A 17,889-nucleotide genomic window follows, 5' to 3' on the forward strand; every position below is an offset into this window, starting at 1 on the left:
CCACCCTCAACATTGGACCTCCTCCGTGGCGATCCCCCCTCGCACCGACGTCCGTCCGCCCGCCTTCCCGCGCCGCGTGCTGTCCGCGCTGCTGGCCGCGACCCTGCTCCTGTCCACCACCGCGAGCGCGCAGTCCGCGCCCACGCCGCTGGAGGACAACCGCACCATCACCCTGGGCTACATCGGCATCGCGTATGAGCTGGGGGGCGTCATCGATCCCACCCTGCAACCCGGTGGCACCAGCAGCGCGCGCCCGAACTGGTTCACCTTCGCGCCCCACGCCTCCCAGGCAGGCGGCAAGGGCATGTACAGCGCGGCGCTCGCGCGGAACTTCATTGCTGCGGCGCGGCTGCAGCCCTCGCTGTCGCTGACGAACGCGCTGGATCGGCTGGGCCTCACCGGCGTGACGCGCCTCCAGCTCCAGGACCTGTCCCTCCAGCTCATCGCGCAGGGCCTCACCGCCGACGCGGCGGCGGCGCTCAGCGTGATGACCAGCTCGCTCAACGTCGCGGCGCTCGCGGATGCGCGCACCCTGCTCGCCACCGCGTCGCGCATGGGGGCGCTGTACTGGAGCGCTCCGGGCCTGACGCCGCTCGACAAGGCGGAGGTCATCGTCGTCACGCTGGAGCGCACGCTGCACGAGGGCAACCTCGCCATCTTCAACGACGTGGGCGGCTCCGCGCGCCTGTACCTGGACTGGCGCGCCGCCGCGACGGGCCCCATCACGCCTGGGCGCGTGCTCACGGAGTTCACCCTCGTGGGCGCCCTCAACACGGAGGCCTGGCAGGCGTATGACTACGCGCTCGCGCACGCGGAGGACGTCCCCCGCCCCCGGCGCATGGACCTGCTCTTCCCCGGCATGCACTGGAAGAGCCTGCTGGTGGCGGCCTTCGCCCTCTACGAGGAGGCGCGCCTGGCACCCACGCCCGCCCGGCGCGATGCGCTCATCGCCATGGGCAACAACTACGTCGCGTGGCGCGAACAGCGCGACCAGGCCCAGCCCGTCTTCACGCCCGCGGGCAACCCCACCGACGAGGTGTCCCGCGCGGCCGTGCTCCAGGCGCTGACGCCGTTCCTGATGACGGACTTCGGCACCGTCCGCTGGACGTACGCGGACTACGCCTACGCCCAGCCGGACCGCGACGGCAACCCGCTTACTTCCCCTCCGGCCGAGTACAGCTGGGCGGACTTCTGGGATCGCTGGAACGGCATCCTCTTCGCGTTCGACTCGGCCTACACCCGGCCCACGGAATTGTGGGTCATGCCGGAACCCCTCACGGATCCGCTCGGCTGACAGAGCACCGCGCGACTTTTCCGCCTTGGCTTGACGGGGGCGGGCGGCGTGCGGGAGCGTGCGCCCCTGATGAGTCCCCTCCCTGGTGGTCCGTTCGAACCCACTCGCCCTGCCTCCGCGGAGGAGCCGCAGCCGGGGAGCAGCGGGGCCACACGCACGATGAAGGACGCCACGCAGCTTCCGCTCCCGGCCGACGAGGCCAGCATGTCCGCTCAGACGCGCCTGCAGGTCCTTCGGGAGATGATGGCCGAGGCGTTCCTGGCGCTCGACGCGCAGGGGAGCATCCGGGAGCTGAACCATCGCGCCGCGTCGCTGCTGGGGCTGCCGCATGACCGCTGCGAGGGCTTGACGCCGTGGGCCGCGCAGCCGGCGCTGGCCGGGACGCCGCTGCATGAGCGGCTGCTGGACGCGCTCGCGACTCGCGAACCCGCGCGGTTCCTGTCGGAGCTGCCGTCCGGGGTGTGGCTGGAGGTGTCGGTGCGCCCGGTGGGCGGCGAGACGTGGGTGCTCGCCACGGACATCACCCGCCGCCAGCGCGCGGAGAACGAGGCCGCGCGCATCGACGAGCGCTTCCGCCAGCTGGGCGAGCGCTTCCAGGTGGCGCTGGAGGCCGCGCAGATGGCGGTCTGGGAGACGAACCTGGTGACGGGTCAGGTGTTCCGCTCGGAGGGACACGACCGGCTCTACGGCTACCCGCAGCCCCTGGCCGAGTGGACGCACGAGCAGTTCCTCGCTTCGCTGCACCCGGAAGACCGGCCGGCGGTGGAGGCGCAGGTGTCGTCCATCTTCCACAACGACGTGCTGTCGTATTCCTCCACGTTCCGCACGCGCTGGCCGGACGGCTCGTGGCACTGGCTCATCAGCCGCGCGCGCGTCATCCGCGACGCGAACGGCCGGGTGATGGTGGTGCGTGGGGCCATGCTGGACATCACCGCGCTCAAGGAGACGGAAGAGGCGCTGCAGGAGGCGGTGCGCACGCGCGACGACTTCCTGTCGCTGGCGAGCCACGAGCTGCGCACGCCGCTCACGTCCCTGCGCCTCCAGGTGGACCTGCTGCGCCGCCTGTCCACGTCGAACGGGGACGAGACGCTCGGCTCCGCGAAGGTGTCCGCGCGGCTGGAGTCCGCGGACCGGCAGCTGCGGCGGCTGGGCGCGCTCTTGGACAACCTGCTGGACGTCAGCCGCATCCGCACCGGCAAGCTGGACTTCGACCTGGCGCCCGGGGACCTGGCGACGGTGGTGGAGGATCTGGCCGCGAGGTTCGCGGATGAGGCGAAGCAGTCCGGCGTGGAGCTGCACGCGCGCGTGGACGGGCCTGCGCCCTGCCGGTTTGATCGGCTGCGGATGGAGCAGGTGCTCAGCAACCTGATGGCCAATGCGCTGCGCTACGGCCGGGGCACGCCGGTGCGCGTGGGGCTGTGCCAGCAGGCCGGGGAGCTGCGGCTGACGGTGTGTGACAGCGGCCCGGGCGTCCCCGCCTCCGAGCGCGAGCGCATCTTCCAGCGCTTCACCCAGGGCCAGGGCTCCGCGCGCGCGGGGGGCCTGGGGCTGGGGCTCTACATCGTGCGGCAGATATTGGAAGCGCACGGCGGCCGCGTCTGGGTGGAGGAAGCGCCCGGTGGCGGCGCGGCCTTCGTGGTGACGCTGCCGCTGGATGGCGCCGCGTAGGCAGCGCGGCAGTGGCTTCAGCCGAAGCGCTGGCGGAACGTGCGCAGGTTGGGCCCCTGCCCGTCCCGCTCGTACACCGCGAACACCACGCGGCGGAACGCGCCCGCCATCGTGGACAGCCCGTGCGCGAAGGCCTCCGCCGCGTCATGCGGGTTGTTGCGGAACGCGCCGCACCCCCACGCGCCCAGGATGAGCGTGCGGTGCCCGTGGTGCGCCGCCACCTGGAGCACCTTGAGCGCCCGGTCGAACAGCACCTCGCGCAGCTTCAGCGCGACCTCCGGATCCTTCGCCGGCAGCAGCTTCGCGTTGGGCGCGGGCGCGGTGACGAGCGACACGGGGAACGGTCGCTCGAGCAGGTCGTAGTGCTCGTTGCGGAAGAACGGCACGTCGGGCGAGTACAGCATCAGGTCCGTGTACAGCGGCGAGCGCGCCTTGCGGTTCACGTCGTAGTACTCCGGCCACTTCAGCAGGCACGGATACAGCGCCGAGCACCGCGCCAGGTCCTCCTCCTGCGCCTTCGCGCCCGTGAGGAAGCCGCCGCCCGGGTGCACCGCCGACGCGAAGTTGAGCGCGAACACCCGCTGCTCGCCCTCCAGCTCCACCAGCCGGCGCGCGGCCTCGCCCGTCTTCTCCGCCGTCACCTCGACGGTGAAGCCGCTCACGGGCGAAGGGCGCGTGAGGCGCTCGAAGTCCCCGGGGCGCACCAGCACCGTGCCCTGGACCGAGTGCGCCACCGAGTCGCGGACGGACACCTCGCGTCCGGAGAGCGCCACGTAGGTGCCCTCCTCCACGATGCGCAGGGTTTCGTCCGCGACCTGCGTCAGACCCATGGCGCTACTCGCAGCCGATGCGCGTGGTTGCCACCGCGAGGTCGTCGATCCACGTCTCCGACGCGGAGTCGCCATGCGGGTGCACGAAGCCGTAGCCCACCGCGAAGTTGCTGAACGGCCGCATGCCCACGTTCGGGAAGTCGAACGCCTGCGCCCCGTTCACCCAGACCTGCGCGTGGCCCGTGGTGGCCGTCGCCGTGGCGCGCTGCACGCCCCATTCGATGCAGTTCCACTGATTGGGCGTCGTCGTCACCGTCAGGTCGTCCTGGTAGTTCCAGCCCGTGCCCTTGATGCCGCTCCAGTCGTCCAGCGCGAAGTTGCCCTTGATGATGCCCTGCAGCTCGATGCCGCCGAAGTCGCCATCCTTGGGCGAGAACAGGATGAAGTACGTCCCCATCACGTCCTGGGGCGCCGCCCGGTTCAGGTACACGTACGCGCGCGCATAGAGCGCCGTGCCGAAGGTGGGGATGTCCTTGCGCAGGTGCGCGATGGCCTGCGGATCCTCCTCCGTGCCCGTCCGCTCATCATGGCCTGCCTCCGTCACCACGTGCAGCGCGCCGCTGCCGGAGCGGGGACGCGTGCCATCAATCTCGATGGTGGCGTTGTGCTCCTCGTCCGGGGTCTTCCAGCCATTCATCCCGTTGTCGAAGTTCTCGCAGATGATGGCGTTGGCCGGGCACTTGCCATTGCCGGTGCCGCCCGTGCCCCCGTCCGTCCCGGGTGACGTCCCCGCGTCCGGGTCGCCGCCCGTGTCGCCGTCACCGCTGCATGCGGGCAGCGCGCCCACCGCGAGAGAAGCCATCAACAACGCCAGTGCCGAAGTCGAACGCATGGGTCCTTCCGGGGAATGGGTCGCGGGCCTCGCGCTCCTGCGGCGTGGCCCGACGACGTGATGCAGTCCTAGCACGGCCCCCCGTCGTCCCTGGAATGGGGCCCGGCGGACCCGGGAATCCAGCAGGCGGGCAGGCGCGCGTGGGAGCTGGGAGGCCCCCGAGGGCCATACGGCTGTCATGAAGTGATGGATGCACGCCCGTCCCGATCACAAGTGCTCACTAGAGGCCCACGGGCCTGCCCGGTGGGTGCGTGTTGCCGTTCCGGCCCGTACTGCTTTCAATGTGAAGTGCTGTTGCTGTCGTGCAGGGCGTCACCCTCACGGGCAGCGCGGTGGAAACGAGGTGGGCGCGGGTGGGGTTTCCTGGCATCGGGGGAGAGCAGGAGATGGGAGATGCCTTCCGAGGACTCACGGTCGTCGAGCCCCTGGCCGACGCGTGTCTCTCCGGCCGTGACGCGCCCGCCGCGCGACACTTTCCCCCCACGGGCTCCGTGGCGCTCGTCTTCACCGACATCCAGGGGTCCACGCGGTTGTGGGAGCGCTGCGGCGCGAGCATGCGCGACGCGCTGGAGCTGCACGACAGCGTGCTGCGAGCGCTGCTGCGAGACACGAACGGCTACGAGGTGAAGTCCCAGGGCGACGCCTTCATGATTGCCTTCGCGTCACCGGTGGAGGCGGTGCACTGGTGCCTGCGCGCCCAGGAAGCGCTCCTGCACGCGAGCTGGCCCGCGCCCCTGCTGGCGGAGCCGGACGCGGCGGAGGCCTACGCGCCGGAAGGGCTGACGCACCGGGGGCTGCGCGTGCGCATGGGCGTGCACGTGGGGGAGCCCGACTGCCGCGTCGATCCGGCCACCCACCGGCTGGACTACCTGGGGCCCCCGGCGAACCTCGCGGCGCGCGTGGCGGACGCGGGCCATGGCGGCCAGGTGCTGCTGAGCAGCGCGGCGTGGGCTCGCGTCGCCCCGGAGTTGCCCGCGCTGGGGATGCCCGTCGCGCGCACGCTGGGGGCGTTCCGGCTGCGCGGCGTGGGCGACAGCGTCACGCTGGTGGAGCTGTTGCCCGCGTCCCTGGCGCACCGGCGCTTCGGCGCGCTGCGCGTCCCGCGGGAGCGGCCCGGCAACATGCCCGCCGCGCGGCAGGACCTGGTGGGCCGAGGCGAGGAGCTGGACCTGCTGCGCCAGTGGGTGAACGAGGGCGCGCGGCTCATCAGCATCCTGGGCCCCGGCGGCATGGGGAAGACGCGGCTGGCCACCCACTTCGGAGGGCTGGAGTCGGACGCAGCGAACTGGGAGGGCGGCGTCTGGCGGTGCGACCTGGAGGAGGCGCTGACGGCGGACGACCTCTGCCACGCGGTGGGGCGGGCCCTGGGCGTGCCGCTGGCGGCGGACGGCGATGGGAGCACGCCCGCGGAGCGGCTGGGCCGGGCGCTCGACGGCTGCGGGGACGTGCTCGTCATCCTCGACAACGTGGAGCAGGTGGTGCGGCACGTGCCCGCGACGCTCGGGCGCTGGCGGGTGCTGGCGCCGCGCGCGCGCTTCCTCGTCACCACGCGCGAGGCCCTGCGGCTGCCCGGGGAGCGCGTGCTGGACCTGGCGCCGCTGGGGCTGCCGCAGGCGGGCGAGACGCGCTGGGACGCCATCATCCACTCGGACGCGGTGCGCCTGTTCGTGCAGCGGGCCCATGAGGCGCGCGGCGACTTCCTGCTGAGCCCCGCGGAGGCGCCGTGCGTGGCGGACATCGTGCGGCAGCTGGACGGCATCGCGCTCGCCATCGAGCTGGCGGCCGCGCGCGTGAGCGTGATGGGCGTGGAGCAGATCCACGAGCGCTTGTCGAAGCGCTTCGAGCTGCTGCGCGGCGGACGGCGGGACGCCCCCGAGCGACAGGCCACGCTCCGGGGCGCCATCGACTGGTCGTGGAACCTGCTGGAGCCGGCCGAGCGCGCCGCGCTGGCGCAGTGCTCGGTGTTCCGGGGCGGCTTCACGCTGGAGGCGGCCGAGGCGGTGCTCGTGCTGCCGGACGGATCGCCGGACGTGCTGGAGGTGCTGCACGCGCTGCGCGCCCGCTCGCTGCTGTTCGCGCGCGAGGTGGGCGCCCCCGGAGGCTTCCTGCGCCTGGGGCTCTACGAGAGCATCCGCGAGTACGCGGCGCTGCGCCTGCACGAGCGCGGGGACGGAGCGGCGTGCGAGGTCCGGCACGCGGACTGCTACCTCCAGCTCGCGGGCCGCCTGCGGGAGCGGGTGCAGCGCACGGGCGGCGCGACGGCGCTGCGCCGCCTGGCGCTGGAGCGGGAGAACCTGCTGGCCGCGTGCGACAACGCGATGGCGGTGCGGCCCGCGACCGCGGAGTCGCTGGGCCGCGCGCTGGAGACGCTGGTGGCGCTGGAGCCGGATGCGCGCACGCGCGGGCCGGTGGGGCTGCTGCTGGAGCGGCTGGAGCGCGCGGTGGATGCCTCGTCCCACGTGCCGGTGGCGCCGCTCCATCGCGCGGACGCCCTGGCGGTGATGGGCCGCGCGTACCTGGACGCGGGGCAGCCGGAAGCGGCGCGCCGGGCGCTGGAGGAGGTGCGGAGCGTCTTCCACACGCTGGGCGAAGCGGCCTCGGAGAAGCGCGTGCTGGTGGACCTGTCCATCGTCGCCCGCCATGCCGGCGACGTGGCCACGGCGTGGACGTTGATGGCCGACGCGCAGGCGCTCCCCTCCCGGGGCGACCGCTGGCTGGAGGCCTACGCGGTGGGGAACCTGGGGCTCGTCGAACAGGTGCGGCGCGGCCCGCAGGCGGCCATCCCCCACCTGCGCGCGGCGCTGGCGCTGTTCCGCGAGGTGGGGGACGTGACGTTCGAGGTGGGCTTCCTCACCAACTGCGCGGTGGCCATTGGCGAGGCGGGTGACAACGGCGAGGCGGTGCTGCTGCTGGGCGAGGCGCTGGCCCGCGCGACGAACGTGGAGGACCGCACCGGAGAGGCGCTGGCGCGGCTCAACCTGGGCTGCTACCTGCTGGACGTAGGCAGCCTCGCGGAGGCGTGCGAGCACCTGGAGGCCGCGGTGCGCGGCTCGCGGCTCATGGGACAGCGCCTGCTGGAGGGCACGTCCCTGGGAGAGCTGGGGCGCGCGTCGCTCGCGAGGGGTGACTGGAAGCAGGCCCGCGCCGCGCTGGGCGAAGCGGTGATCATCCTGGGCCGCGCGTCCCGCTGGCAGGCCCTGCGCTTCATCACGCACCTGGCCGCGCTGGAGGCCACGTACGGAGACCTGCGCGCGGCCCGTGAGGGCTTCGCGGCCGTGGAGGGTGCGCCGGAGCTGCGCGACGACCCGGCCCTGCGCCAGTTGGTGGACCTGCTGCGCGCCACGCTGGATCTCGCGGAGGCCAACGCCGCCCCGCCGGGCAGCACCGAGGGCCACGAGGCCCGGAGCGCGGCCTGGCGCCGCATCGAAGCGGCGCGACACGCCCCGCGCGAGACGGCCTCGTCGGACATCCGCGGCGCGCTGCGCTTCCTGGAGGGCCACCCCTGCGTCTGCGAGGCCCACCCGAGCGTCTGAAGGCCCCCTGCCCCGCTACGGCTTCGCGGCGGGTGTCGGCGCGGGCTTGGCGAAGCGGCGGAAGAAGCTGTCGTCGTTCCAGCGCGGGCGCTCGGGCGCGTCCGCCACCGCGAGCGTCATGCCCGTCAGGAACGTGATGAAGCGCGCGGCGCCCTCGCGGTCCACCGGCTGGGACACGTCATCCGACGGCGCGTGGTAGCGCTCCTTCAGCCACTGCTTGATGATCTTCTGCTCCGGCGAGCCCGGCGTGTAGCCGAACTTGAACGACAGCGCCGGCACGCCCTCGCGGATGAACGAGTACTGGTCGCTGCGCACGAACGCGTTGCGATCCGGCTCCGGATCCGGGAGCACCTGCACGCCCTGCTCGGCGGCCACCTGGGTGAGCGCGCCCGACAGCGTGGACTCGTCCTTGCCGTGCGCGATGACGGAGGTGAACGGCCAGAGGGGCATGAACATGTCCAGGTTGAGGTCCGCCACCAGGGAGGAGGCGGGCACGGGCGGCCGGGACGCGAAGTACTTCGACCCGAGCAGCCCCTTCTCCTCGCCCGTCACCAGCACGAAGAGCACCGAGCGCTTCGGCTTGCGCGGCTGCTCCTTCAGCGCCCTTGCGACCTCCAGCAGCGCGGCCACGCCGGACGCGTTGTCCATGGCGCCGTTGTAGAGGCGGTCGCCGTTCACCGGGTCGCCCAGGCCCACGTGGTCCAGGTGCGCGCTGAGCACCACGTACTCCTTCGCGAGCGCGGGATCAGCGCCGGGCATCACGCCCACCACGTTCAGGGACTTCAGCGGCTTGATGTCGATGGCGAGCTTCACCTTGAGGCGCGCGGGCAGGTCGAACTTCGGCAGCGGCTGATCCGCGTTGGCCAGCGCCACCAGCGCCTCGAAGGTGTGCGGCGTGCCTTCGAACCACTTCTGCGCGCGCGCCACGTTGACGACCGCCGCCACCTTCAGGCCGCTCGCATCGTTGAGCGCAGGCTCCGCGAACAGCACCGTGGGGTTCCGGTTGGCCGCCACCACGCGCTCCCACGGTATCTCCATCAGCTTGGGGTTCTGGAGGTAGACGTACCCCACGGCCCCCGCGCGCTTGAGCGCCTTCACCCGCTCCGTCCACGACGAGTGGTGGGACTTCAGCGGGCCCGGGATGCTCCCCGGTCCGCCCTGGAGCATCACCACCACCTTGCCCTTGAGATCCAACCCCGCCAGGTCGTCGTGGCCCTTCTCCGGGATGGACAGGCCGTACCCCACGAACACCAGGGGCGCGTCCACGGTGCCACTGCTCCCCTGCCGCGCGGACAGGGCGACGTCCTCGCCCTGCACCAGCGGGATCGTCTGGCCGTCGCGCACCAGCGCGATGCTCGACTTCGCCTCGTTGAGGCGGTGCGACTTCAAGGCCATGGGCTGCAGGAAGCCCGTCTTCATCACCGGCTTCACGCCCAGCGCGGCCAGCTCCTTGGAGACGTAGCCCGCGGCGATTTCATGGCCCTTGCTGCCCGTGTCGCGCCCTTCCAGGGCGTCACTGGAGAGGACCTCGACGTGCTTCCACCACCGGTCGCCCCCGGACACGGGAGCCTCGGCGGCGAAGGCCCCGGAGGAGACGAACAGCGCGAGCGCGGCGACGGAAGAGGCTCGGTTCATGGAGCCTGGATTTAGGGCGACGGGCGCCCGGGACGCAACCGCCTCAGGCCCGCACGCCCAGACGCCGACCGCGCAGCTCCGACAGCGTGCGCGCATCGAGCAGCACCGCGGACTTCTCCTGCGGGGACAGGGGCTCCACCGCGCCCGCCAGCAGCTTGCGCCGCGCGGAGGCGAGCGCCCCGGGGACGCCCGCCATCGGGTGTGCCTCCAGCAGGGCCAGGTGCAGCGCGTGCGCGCGCGGATCCATCAGCACGTGATCCAGCGCGTCGTCCACCGGCTCCAGTCCCTCTTCGGAGAGCTCCTGCGCGCGCACCAGCACGGTGGGCGGCGCCACCTCCTCCGGGATGAGGAACAGGCCCCGGCGCTGCGCCCACAGGCCCAGCGACGCGCGCGCGGTGAAGACGGAGATGGCCGGGGCCAGCCACAGCCCCAGGATGACCGGCGACAGCCACGCCAGCATCCCCGGTGCCACCGCCACCGTCAGCGCCGCGAGCACGACGCCCATGGCCATGTGCCACTTGTGCCGGCGGAAGGCCTCCGACCACGGCAGGTCGGTGTCCTCGCGCTGCTGGCTGGACCACGTCACGCGGTAGCCCAGCAGCGTCCCGAACACGAAGTGGGACTGGAACAGCATCATCACCGGCGCCATCAGCGTGGACACCACGCCCTCCAGCGCCACGCTCAGCACCAGCTTGAAGCGGCCCCCCATTTGCGCGGCCTCATCGCGGTCCGCGAGCACCAGCCCCAGGCCCAGCAGGCGGGGGATCCACAGCATCGCCAGCGACGCGGCCATCAGCCGCAGCGCACCCGCCGTGTCGAACGCGGCCCCGCCGGGCAGCGTGGACTGGAAGTCCACCAGCGTGGCCGGCGAGAAGAACCACTCGTGCAGCGCGGCGAACAGGCCCGACACCAGGAAGATGAGCCACAGGGGCGACGCCACGTAGGACATCACGCCCATGGTGAAGTGCATCCGGCTCATCGGGTGCAGGCCGCCCGCCATCACCAGGCCCAGGTGCTGGAGGTTGCCCTGGCACCAGCGGCGGTCGCGCTGCGCGTACGCCAGCAGGTCCGGGGGCGGCTGCTCGTAGCTGCCACCCAGCTCCGGCACCAGCCACACCGTGAAGCCCGCGCGACGCATCAGCGCCGCCTCCACGAAGTCGTGGCTGAGGATGTGGCCGCCGAAGGGCTGCTGCCCCGGCAGCACCGGCAGGCCGCAGTGCTCGATGAAGGGCGCCATGCGCAGGATGGCGTTGTGGCCCCAGTAGTTGGAGTCGCCCAGCTGCCACGCCGCGGCGCCCGCCGCCACGATGGGCCCGTAGATGCGGCCCGCGAACTGCTGCAGGCGCGCGAACAGCGTGGAGCGGCCCACGTTCTGCGGGGGCACCTGGAGGATGCCGGCGCCCGGGTTCAGCTCCATCAGCCGGGCCATCTTCACCACGCTGTCGCCCGCCATCAGGCTGTCGGCGTCCAGCACCAGCAGGAAGTCGTAGCGGCGGCCCCAGCGCTCGCAGAAGTCGGCCAGGTTGCCGGCCTTCTTGCCGGTGTTGTCGGAGCGGCGCCGGTAGAAGATGCGGCCCTGGCCGTTCACCCTGCGGCACAGCTCCGACCACGCCAGCTCCTCCGCCACCCACGCCTCCGCGCGCGTGGAGTCGCTGAGGACGTAGAAGTCGAACGACTCCAGGTGCCCGGTGGCCGCCACCGACTCGTAGGTGGCCTGCACGTGCGCGAACACCGACGCCGGGTCCTCGTTGTGAATGGGCATCACCACCGCGGTGCGGCGCGTGAGCGGCCCGGCGGCCTCGTCCTCCGTCGGCCAGCGCAGGCCCGGCACGCGGCTGTGGGACACCAGCTGGATGAAGCCCGCGACGCCGCCCCAGAACGACAGCGCGATCCACGCGAAGCACAGCGTGAAGAGCGCCAGGACGAACAGCTCCGGCACCGTGGTGCCCCGGGCGCCCAGCAGCCGGTGCATCTCCACGCAGGCGAACCCGGTGGTCAGGGCCGCCAGCCCCAGCACCATGATGCGGCGCGGGCGGGCCATGGCCGGCGAGTACGGTTCGGCGTTCATGCGTGCTCCGGAGCTTCCGCGGACGGCGGATGCGGGATGGACGGCGTGGCCTAGCGCGACGGCGACACGTCCGCGCGGCCGGCCGGACGCAGCCAGCGCCGCACCAGCTCCATGAAGGGATTGAGCACGAGCACCTGCTCGCGCATCTGGCAGGGCACTTCCGCCGGGGCGGCCACCGGCACCGACTCGCACACCGCGCGGCGCCACGCCTCCGGCAGCGTGCGCGGCTCACGCATCAGCACGTCCGCGCTCCAGCGCGCGCCGCCCACCAGGACGAACGCGGCCCGGCCTTTCACGAGCAGCGAAGGCCCCACGTGCGACGGCCCGAGCACCTCCGCCAGCCACCCCTCCACCCGCCAGCGGGCGAGCGCGAGCGCCGCCTCCGGCGACAGGGACAGCTCCCGGGTGCCGAGCACCCAGTTCGCCAGGCGCTCCAGGTCTCCGCGGCCGGTGAAGCCGAAGTCCAGGAAGAAGCCCTCCAGCGCTTCGCGGGTGTCCGCGCGAGCCTGGGGCATCTCCGGGGCGAAGGAGAGGAAGGGGTGCGTGGTCACGGAATCCACAGGTAGCTCCAGGTCTCGGTGAGGGTCTCGGAACCGCGTTTCAGGAAGCAGCGAAGCTCGATGGGGCCTTCGCCATCAGGCAGAAGCTCGAAGGCCGCGCGGTAGCCGCCGGTGATGGCGTGGGCCTCCGCGCGCGGATGCAGCACCTGACCCCGGGAAGCCGTGACGACGGCTTCCACCGGGCCCGTGCCCTCCCCGTTGCCGGGGGTGAAGTCGAGGACGAAGCGACGCGCCCCCACCCGGGTGCCCGCCGCGACACGCGTCGCCGCGACGACGGACCCACCGGCCTTCACACCCTCGGGCGCGAAGCCCCAGGACAGCCGATAGGAGAACCCAAGGTGTGCACCCGCCGGCACCGGTGCATCCGGTACCCAGAAGGCCACGATGTTGTCGTTGATCTCCTCGCGGGTGGGCAGCTCCACCAGGCGCACGGAGCCCTTGCCCCAGTCGCCCACCGGCTCCACCCAGGCGCCCGGCCGGCGTTCGGAGCGCGCCTCCAGGTCCTCGTAGCTGCTGAACGCCTGGTCGCGCTGCAGCAGGCCGAAGCCCGCGAGCCCGTCCGTGCGGAAGCTGCTCACCTGGACCTGCCGGGGGTTCTTCAGCGGGCGCCACAGCTTCTCCCCGCTCTTCATCCACACGGAGAGGCCGTCGGAGTCGTGCACTTCGGGCCGGAAGTCGTCGAAGTCGCCGCGGTCGTTCTCCCCGAAGAGGTACATGCTGGTGAGCGGCGCGAGCCCCAGCTGGCGCACCTGCTTGCGCGCGAACACCGTGGCCTGCACCTCCATCACCGTCTGGACCCCCGGGCGGATGGCGAAGCGGTACGCGCCCGTGGCGCTGGGGCTGTCCAGCAGCGCATGCACCACCACCGTGTCCGCGCCCGCCGCCGGCGTCTCCAGCCAGAACTCGCGGAACGTGGGGAACTCCTCGCCCCCCGGCCCCGGCAGCGCCGTGTCGATGGCGAGCCCGCGCGCGGACAGCCCGTAGAGGTTCCCCTTGCCCAGCGCGCGGAAGTAGCTGGCCCCGAGGAAGGCCACGAGCTCGTCGTAGTAGCCCTTCGTGTTCAGCGGCGCGTTGATGCGGAAGCCCGCGAAGCCGTTCACCTTGCCCTTGGGGAGCGTGCCCACCAGCGGCCCGTAGGTGAACTGGTCCGTGGAGAACGGCACCGCGCGCGCCTTGCCGCCCTCCACCACGTTCACGCCCACCGGGCGCGTGTAATAGAAGCCCGGGTGGAAGAACTGCGCCCGGAAGGGCAGCCCCTCCGCCTTCCACAGCGAGCGATCCTCGCGGAAGCGGATGTCCCGGTACTGATCGTAGGTGAGCGCCTCGAAGGACGGCGGCACCCCGACGGGCGGCTCCTGATACGGCTTCGCGGCCAGCGCCCGGGCCTTCTCCAGCACCGTGTCAGCGGAAAAGCCAGACGCCGTCCCCCGCGCCGCCGGGGCCGTCCCTGGCTTCGGCTGGGCACACGCCAACGCCGCCACGCACAGACCCACACCCCAGGCCATCCCCACCGTCTGTCGCTGCCACCGCTTCAAGTCCCACTCCCGATAAGGTCGACGCGACGCACCATGACGGCGCGACGCGGCATGGGCTAGCAACGGTCGTGCCAGATGACAGGGGGCAGGAATTTTCCCAGTCAATCCAATCGTTTGGCCTCAGTTGCCTGCTTCCGCCCTCAAGGATTCCGGTCGCTTCAGAGGGGCAAGGGAGGGGGGCCCTGCCCTCTGGAACGTTGGGTTGGGGACGTGGGGAACAGGCGGACTGCAGCCCTGTTCAAAATCTCCACAGCCACCGGTCCGCTGGCCGGATGGATTTCCCGGGACTTTGCCCACCGTTGCAGGCAGTGTGACTTCACCGTGAGCGGCACCGGGAATCCTCCCGGGGGGCTTACGGGTTCCTGGAAACTTCCAGGTGCTTCGGGCCGCTTCGCGGCCTGACCGCGCACCGCCAGGCGCCCCCGCAATACCGCGGGAGGGCGCGCTGCGCGGTCGGCCCCCCGCCTCCGGGGGAAGCGCGCCAACCCATCATTGCGGGATGACATGACGTTTGACGATCTGCAGTTGACTGACTCCCTCCTCAAGGCCGTGAAGGCCGAGGGCTACACCACGCCGACGCCCATCCAGGTGAAGGCGATTCCGCACGCGCTGGCGGGCAAGGACGTCCTGGGCGTGGCCCAGACGGGCACCGGCAAGACGGCGGCGTTCGCGCTGCCCATCCTCCAGCGCCTGTCGGCGAAGGCCCCCGCGGGCGGTGCGCGTCCGGTGCGCTGCCTGGTGCTGACGCCCACGCGCGAATTGGCGAGCCAGGTCAGTGAGAGCTTCGGCACCTACGGCAAGAACCTGCCCCTGCGCCATGCCGTCGTGTTCGGCGGCGTGGGCCAGACGCCGCAGGTCCAGGCGCTGCGCCAGGGGGTGGACATCCTCGTGGCCACGCCGGGGCGCCTGCTTGACTTGATTGATCAGGGCCACGTGACGCTGCGCGCGCTGGAAGTGTTCGTGCTCGACGAGGCGGACCGCATGCTCGACATGGGCTTCATCCATGACGTGCGGCGGGTCATCAAGGTGCTGCCGAAGGAGCGCCAGACGCTGTTCTTCAGCGCGACGCTGCCCCCGGACATCGTGGACCTGGCGCGCAACATCCTGAAGGACCCCATCCGGGTGGAGGTGTCCCCTGCGTCCACCACCGCGGAGACGGTGAGCCAGCAGGTGTACTTCGTGAAGCGCGAGGAGAAGCGCGCGCTGCTCACGCACCTGCTCCAGGATCCGAAGGCCATTCCGCGCGCGCTGGTGTTCACGCGCACGAAGCACGGCGCCAACCGCGTGGCGAAGCAGCTCACGCAGGCGGGCGTGCGCGCCGACGCCATCCACGGCAACAAGAGCCAGAACGCCCGTGAGCGCGCGCTGGACGAGTTCCGCGCGGGCACGCTGCGGGTGCTGGTGGCCACGGACATCGCGGCGCGCGGCATCGACATCGACGGGTTGAGCCACGTGTTCAACTACGACCTGCCCAACGTGCCGGAGCAGTACGTGCACCGCATCGGCCGCACCGGCCGCGCGGGCGCCAGCGGCCAGGCCGTGTCCTTCTGCGACTCCGAGGAGCGCGAGTACCTGCGCGACATCGAGCGCACCATCCGCCGCAGCGTGCCGGTGGTGGCGGATGCCTCCTTCCGCTCGCTGCTGCCCGCGACCCTCCCGAGCGACATGGTGGAGGACGACCGTCCGCCTCTCGCCGGTGGTCGCGGTGGCGGCCGTGGCGGTGGTCAGCGCCGCGCCGGTGGCGGCGGCGGCGGTGGTGGACGCGGTGGCGGCCGCGCCGGTGGTGGCGGCCAGGGCCGCTCCAGCGGCGGGGGTCAGCGGCAGGCGAGCGGTGGCGGTGCCCAGGCGTCCCGTGGTGGCGGCCAGGGCCGTTCGCCGCAGGCCCGTCCTGCCGGCGCTCCGCCTCCTCCGGCCGCGGGGGCCAGCACGCCTCCGCCCCGTCGTCAGTTCTCCAAGTGGGGCTGAGCCCCGGCCGCCCTCCCGGGTGAGCAGGGAATGATCGACTTCAAGACGCCCGGGTCCTCGCAGGAGGGGCCGGGCGTTCGTCTGTCCGGCGCGGGGTGATAGCGTCACGCCCCGTTTCGCGCTGGTGCCTTGCACCCTTCTGTCATCAGGACACGCCCTCTTCCATGACGCGCTCGGCTGACGGTGAGCTGCACATCGATTCGGTCCTCCGGAACACCTACAAAGTCGTCTCCGTGTTGGGTCGGGGCGGCATGGGGTCGGTGTTCCTGGCCCAGCACCTGCGACTTCCGGGCAAGCACGTGGCGGTCAAGGTGCTGCGCGTGGGCGACCACGTGGGCCCGGAGATCCACGTGCGCTTCCGGCGCGAGGCGGAGATCGCCTCCCGGTTGGGCCACCCCAACATCGTGGAGGTGCTGGACTTCGACACGCTGGAGGACGGCAGTCCGTTCCTGGTGTTGGAGTACCTGCGCGGGGAGAGCCTGCAGGACCGGCTGCGGCGCGGGCGGCTGTCGCTGGAGGAGGTGTTCTCGTTCACGCGGCAGATGGGGTCGGCGCTGCAGACGGCGCACCGCGCGGGCATCGTCCACCGCGACCTGAAGCCGGCGAACATCTTCCTGGTGCCCACGGACTCCGGCGGCGTGCTGGGCGAGCGCGTGAAGCTGCTCGACTTCGGCATCTCGAAGGTCATCTCCTCGGAGACGCTCCAGACGCAGGAGGCGGTGCTCATCGGCACGCCGCAGTACATGTCGCCCGAGCAGGCGCAGGGGCGCAACCGGCAGGTCGACGCGAGGACGGACCTGTTCGCGCTGGGCGGCATCGTGTTCGAGATGCTCTCCGGGATGACGCCGTTCGGCGGAGGTTCGCTGGCGCAGATCATCTACCGCGTGGTGCACGAGCCGCCGGTGTCGCTCGCCACGCTGATGCCGGAGCTGCCGGCGCACATCCCGGCGGCGGTGGCGCGCGCGTTGGAGAAGAACCCGGACAACCGCTTCCAGGACGTCGGGGCGTTCGTCACGGCCCTCACCGGGGCGACGCTCCAGTCGTTGCCGGAGACCGAGGAGATGCGCGCGTCCCGGTCCTTCTCGCGCCCGTCGTCGTCAGCGGGCGTCGCACTGCCCTCCGCGGCGCAGGATGACGCGGGGGCGATGGGGGCGACGATGGCGCCCGTGAACAAGGCGCCGGCGCCGTCCACGAACCGCTTCGGTCCGGGTGACCTCGCGGCGGCGGACGCCATCGGCTTCGACGCGACGATGGCCTCCAGCGGCACGGCCCAGTACGGCGAGCAGCCCCGGGCCTCCGTGCCCGACGACACGATGGGCTTCGGCGCCACGCAGTTGCCGATCCCGGGCGTCGTGAGGCCCTCGGGCGTGGCCCTGCCGGTGGTGGCGGCCGGAGCCGCGGCCTCGCAGCATGGCGCACCGGTCCAGGGAGGCGTCGCGGGGCAGTCGTTCGCGAGCGGAGGCTTTCCCGGGCAGTACGTCGCGCCGGGCAGCATGGGTGGGCAGCAGGCAGTGCCGGGCATCGTCGCGGGGCAACACACCGCACCGGGCAGCATGGGTGGCCAGCAGGTCGCGCCAGGGCCGCACGCCGCGGCGGGCAGCATGGGTGGACAGCAGCTCGCGCCCGGGCCGCACGCCGCAGCGGGCAGCATGGGTAGGCAGAACGCCGTGCCGGGCAGCTTCAGTGGCCAGCAGGCCGCACCCGGCAGCCTCGGTGACCACCTCATGGGCCCCCAGGGACAGCCGCTCGCCCCGGTGAGCGTGGCGGGCACGGCAGGACAGCCCGGTCCGACACCACTGCCCGTGGAAGCCTCCGCCGGTGGCAAGCCGAAGTCGCGCCTGGTGCCCATCGTGGGCACCGCCGCGCTCATCCTGGGCGCCGTGGGACTGGGCTGGTGGTTGCGGCCTCCCCCTCCCGTCGCGCCGCCGCCCGTCGTGAGCGCGCCCACGCCACCGCCCGTCGCCAGGAC

The 17,889-nt window shown here is 72.3% G+C and carries 11 protein-coding genes; 5 read left to right on the plus strand and 6 right to left on the minus strand.

From position 1 onward, the window contains the following. Positions 1 to 25: 25 nt before the first annotated feature. The gene (locus tag D7X12_RS26300; RefSeq protein ID WP_244224780.1) at positions 26 to 1,294 is read left to right on the plus strand and encodes a hypothetical protein; all 1,269 of its coding nucleotides are present in this window, start codon (positions 26 to 28) and stop codon (positions 1,292 to 1,294) included. A gap of 204 nt (positions 1,295 to 1,498) precedes the next feature. Beyond that, positions 1,499 to 2,962: a sensor histidine kinase gene (locus tag D7X12_RS26305; RefSeq protein WP_120628038.1), complete on the plus strand. Its 1,464-nt coding sequence runs from the start codon at positions 1,499 to 1,501 to the stop codon at positions 2,960 to 2,962. Between the two features lie 17 nt (positions 2,963 to 2,979). On the opposite strand, the gene D7X12_RS26310 is transcribed toward D7X12_RS26305, so the two are convergent. Together D7X12_RS26310 and D7X12_RS26315 are read right to left on the minus strand one after the other, a co-directional pair. Further along, positions 2,980 to 3,792, minus strand: coding sequence for a TIGR02452 family protein (locus tag D7X12_RS26310; protein WP_120628030.1), 813 nt, complete (start codon positions 3,790 to 3,792; stop codon positions 2,980 to 2,982). A gap of 4 nt (positions 3,793 to 3,796) precedes the next feature. Continuing rightward, positions 3,797 to 4,624, minus strand: coding sequence for a hypothetical protein (locus D7X12_RS26315; protein ID WP_120628031.1), 828 nt, complete (start codon positions 4,622 to 4,624; stop codon positions 3,797 to 3,799). A 386-nt stretch (positions 4,625 to 5,010) separates the two neighbouring features. On the opposite strand from D7X12_RS26315, the gene D7X12_RS26320 reads away from it, so the two are divergent. Continuing rightward, positions 5,011 to 8,157: an ATP-binding protein gene (locus D7X12_RS26320; RefSeq protein ID WP_120628039.1), complete on the plus strand. Its 3,147-nt coding sequence runs from the start codon at positions 5,011 to 5,013 to the stop codon at positions 8,155 to 8,157. A gap of 15 nt (positions 8,158 to 8,172) precedes the next feature. Here the strand turns inward: D7X12_RS26320 and D7X12_RS26325 are convergent, their stop codons facing one another. Genes D7X12_RS26325 through D7X12_RS26340 form a run of 4 tightly spaced genes read right to left on the minus strand, consistent with a single transcriptional unit; the run spans position 8,173 to position 13,925 of the window. Continuing rightward, the gene (locus D7X12_RS26325; RefSeq protein ID WP_120628032.1) at positions 8,173 to 9,792 is read right to left on the minus strand and encodes a M28 family metallopeptidase; all 1,620 of its coding nucleotides are present in this window, start codon (positions 9,790 to 9,792) and stop codon (positions 8,173 to 8,175) included. Positions 9,793 to 9,835: 43 nt separating this feature from the next. Then, entirely contained in the window at positions 9,836 to 11,860 is a 2,025-nt protein-coding gene (mdoH, locus tag D7X12_RS26330) for a glucans biosynthesis glucosyltransferase MdoH (RefSeq protein WP_120628033.1), read from the minus strand. Positions 11,861 to 11,910: 50 nt separating this feature from the next. Beyond that, a complete protein-coding gene (locus D7X12_RS26335) occupies positions 11,911 to 12,411 on the minus strand; it encodes a hypothetical protein (RefSeq protein ID WP_244224781.1) in 501 nt (166 codons plus the stop codon). Next, the gene (locus D7X12_RS26340; RefSeq protein WP_120628035.1) at positions 12,408 to 13,925 is read right to left on the minus strand and encodes an OpgD/OpgG family glucan biosynthesis protein; all 1,518 of its coding nucleotides are present in this window, start codon (positions 13,923 to 13,925) and stop codon (positions 12,408 to 12,410) included. The genes D7X12_RS26335 and D7X12_RS26340 overlap by 4 nt, the downstream gene beginning before the upstream one ends. A gap of 534 nt (positions 13,926 to 14,459) precedes the next feature. Here D7X12_RS26340 and D7X12_RS26345 point away from each other — a divergent pair. Continuing rightward, positions 14,460 to 15,920, plus strand: a complete 1,461-nt coding sequence (locus D7X12_RS26345) for a DEAD/DEAH box helicase (RefSeq protein ID WP_120628036.1) — start codon at positions 14,460 to 14,462, stop codon at positions 15,918 to 15,920. A gap of 164 nt (positions 15,921 to 16,084) precedes the next feature. Further along, on the plus strand, positions 16,085 to 17,889 hold a 1,805-nt coding region (locus D7X12_RS26350), incomplete at its 3' end, for a serine/threonine-protein kinase (protein WP_147443810.1).

The organism is Corallococcus sicarius, assembly GCF_003611735.1.
GTDB classification, from domain to species: Bacteria; Myxococcota; Myxococcia; order Myxococcales; family Myxococcaceae; genus Corallococcus; species Corallococcus sicarius.

Bases quoted from the DNA above. Each gene is read 5' to 3' on its own strand.
- D7X12_RS26305 (WP_120628038.1), top strand. From the start codon at position 1,499: ATGTCCGCTCAGACGCGCCTGCAGGTCCTTCGGGAGATGATGGCCGAG.
- D7X12_RS26310 (WP_120628030.1), bottom strand. From the start codon at position 3,792: ATGGGTCTGACGCAGGTCGCGGACGAAACCCTGCGCATCGTGGAGGAG.
- D7X12_RS26315 (WP_120628031.1), bottom strand. From the start codon at position 4,624: ATGCGTTCGACTTCGGCACTGGCGTTGTTGATGGCTTCTCTCGCGGTG.
- D7X12_RS26320 (WP_120628039.1), top strand. From the start codon at position 5,011: ATGGGAGATGCCTTCCGAGGACTCACGGTCGTCGAGCCCCTGGCCGAC.
- D7X12_RS26325 (WP_120628032.1), bottom strand. From the start codon at position 9,792: ATGAACCGAGCCTCTTCCGTCGCCGCGCTCGCGCTGTTCGTCTCCTCC.
- mdoH (WP_120628033.1), bottom strand. From the start codon at position 11,860: ATGAACGCCGAACCGTACTCGCCGGCCATGGCCCGCCCGCGCCGCATC.
- D7X12_RS26340 (WP_120628035.1), bottom strand. From the start codon at position 13,925: ATGGCCTGGGGTGTGGGTCTGTGCGTGGCGGCGTTGGCGTGTGCCCAG.
- D7X12_RS26345 (WP_120628036.1), top strand. From the start codon at position 14,460: ATGACGTTTGACGATCTGCAGTTGACTGACTCCCTCCTCAAGGCCGTG.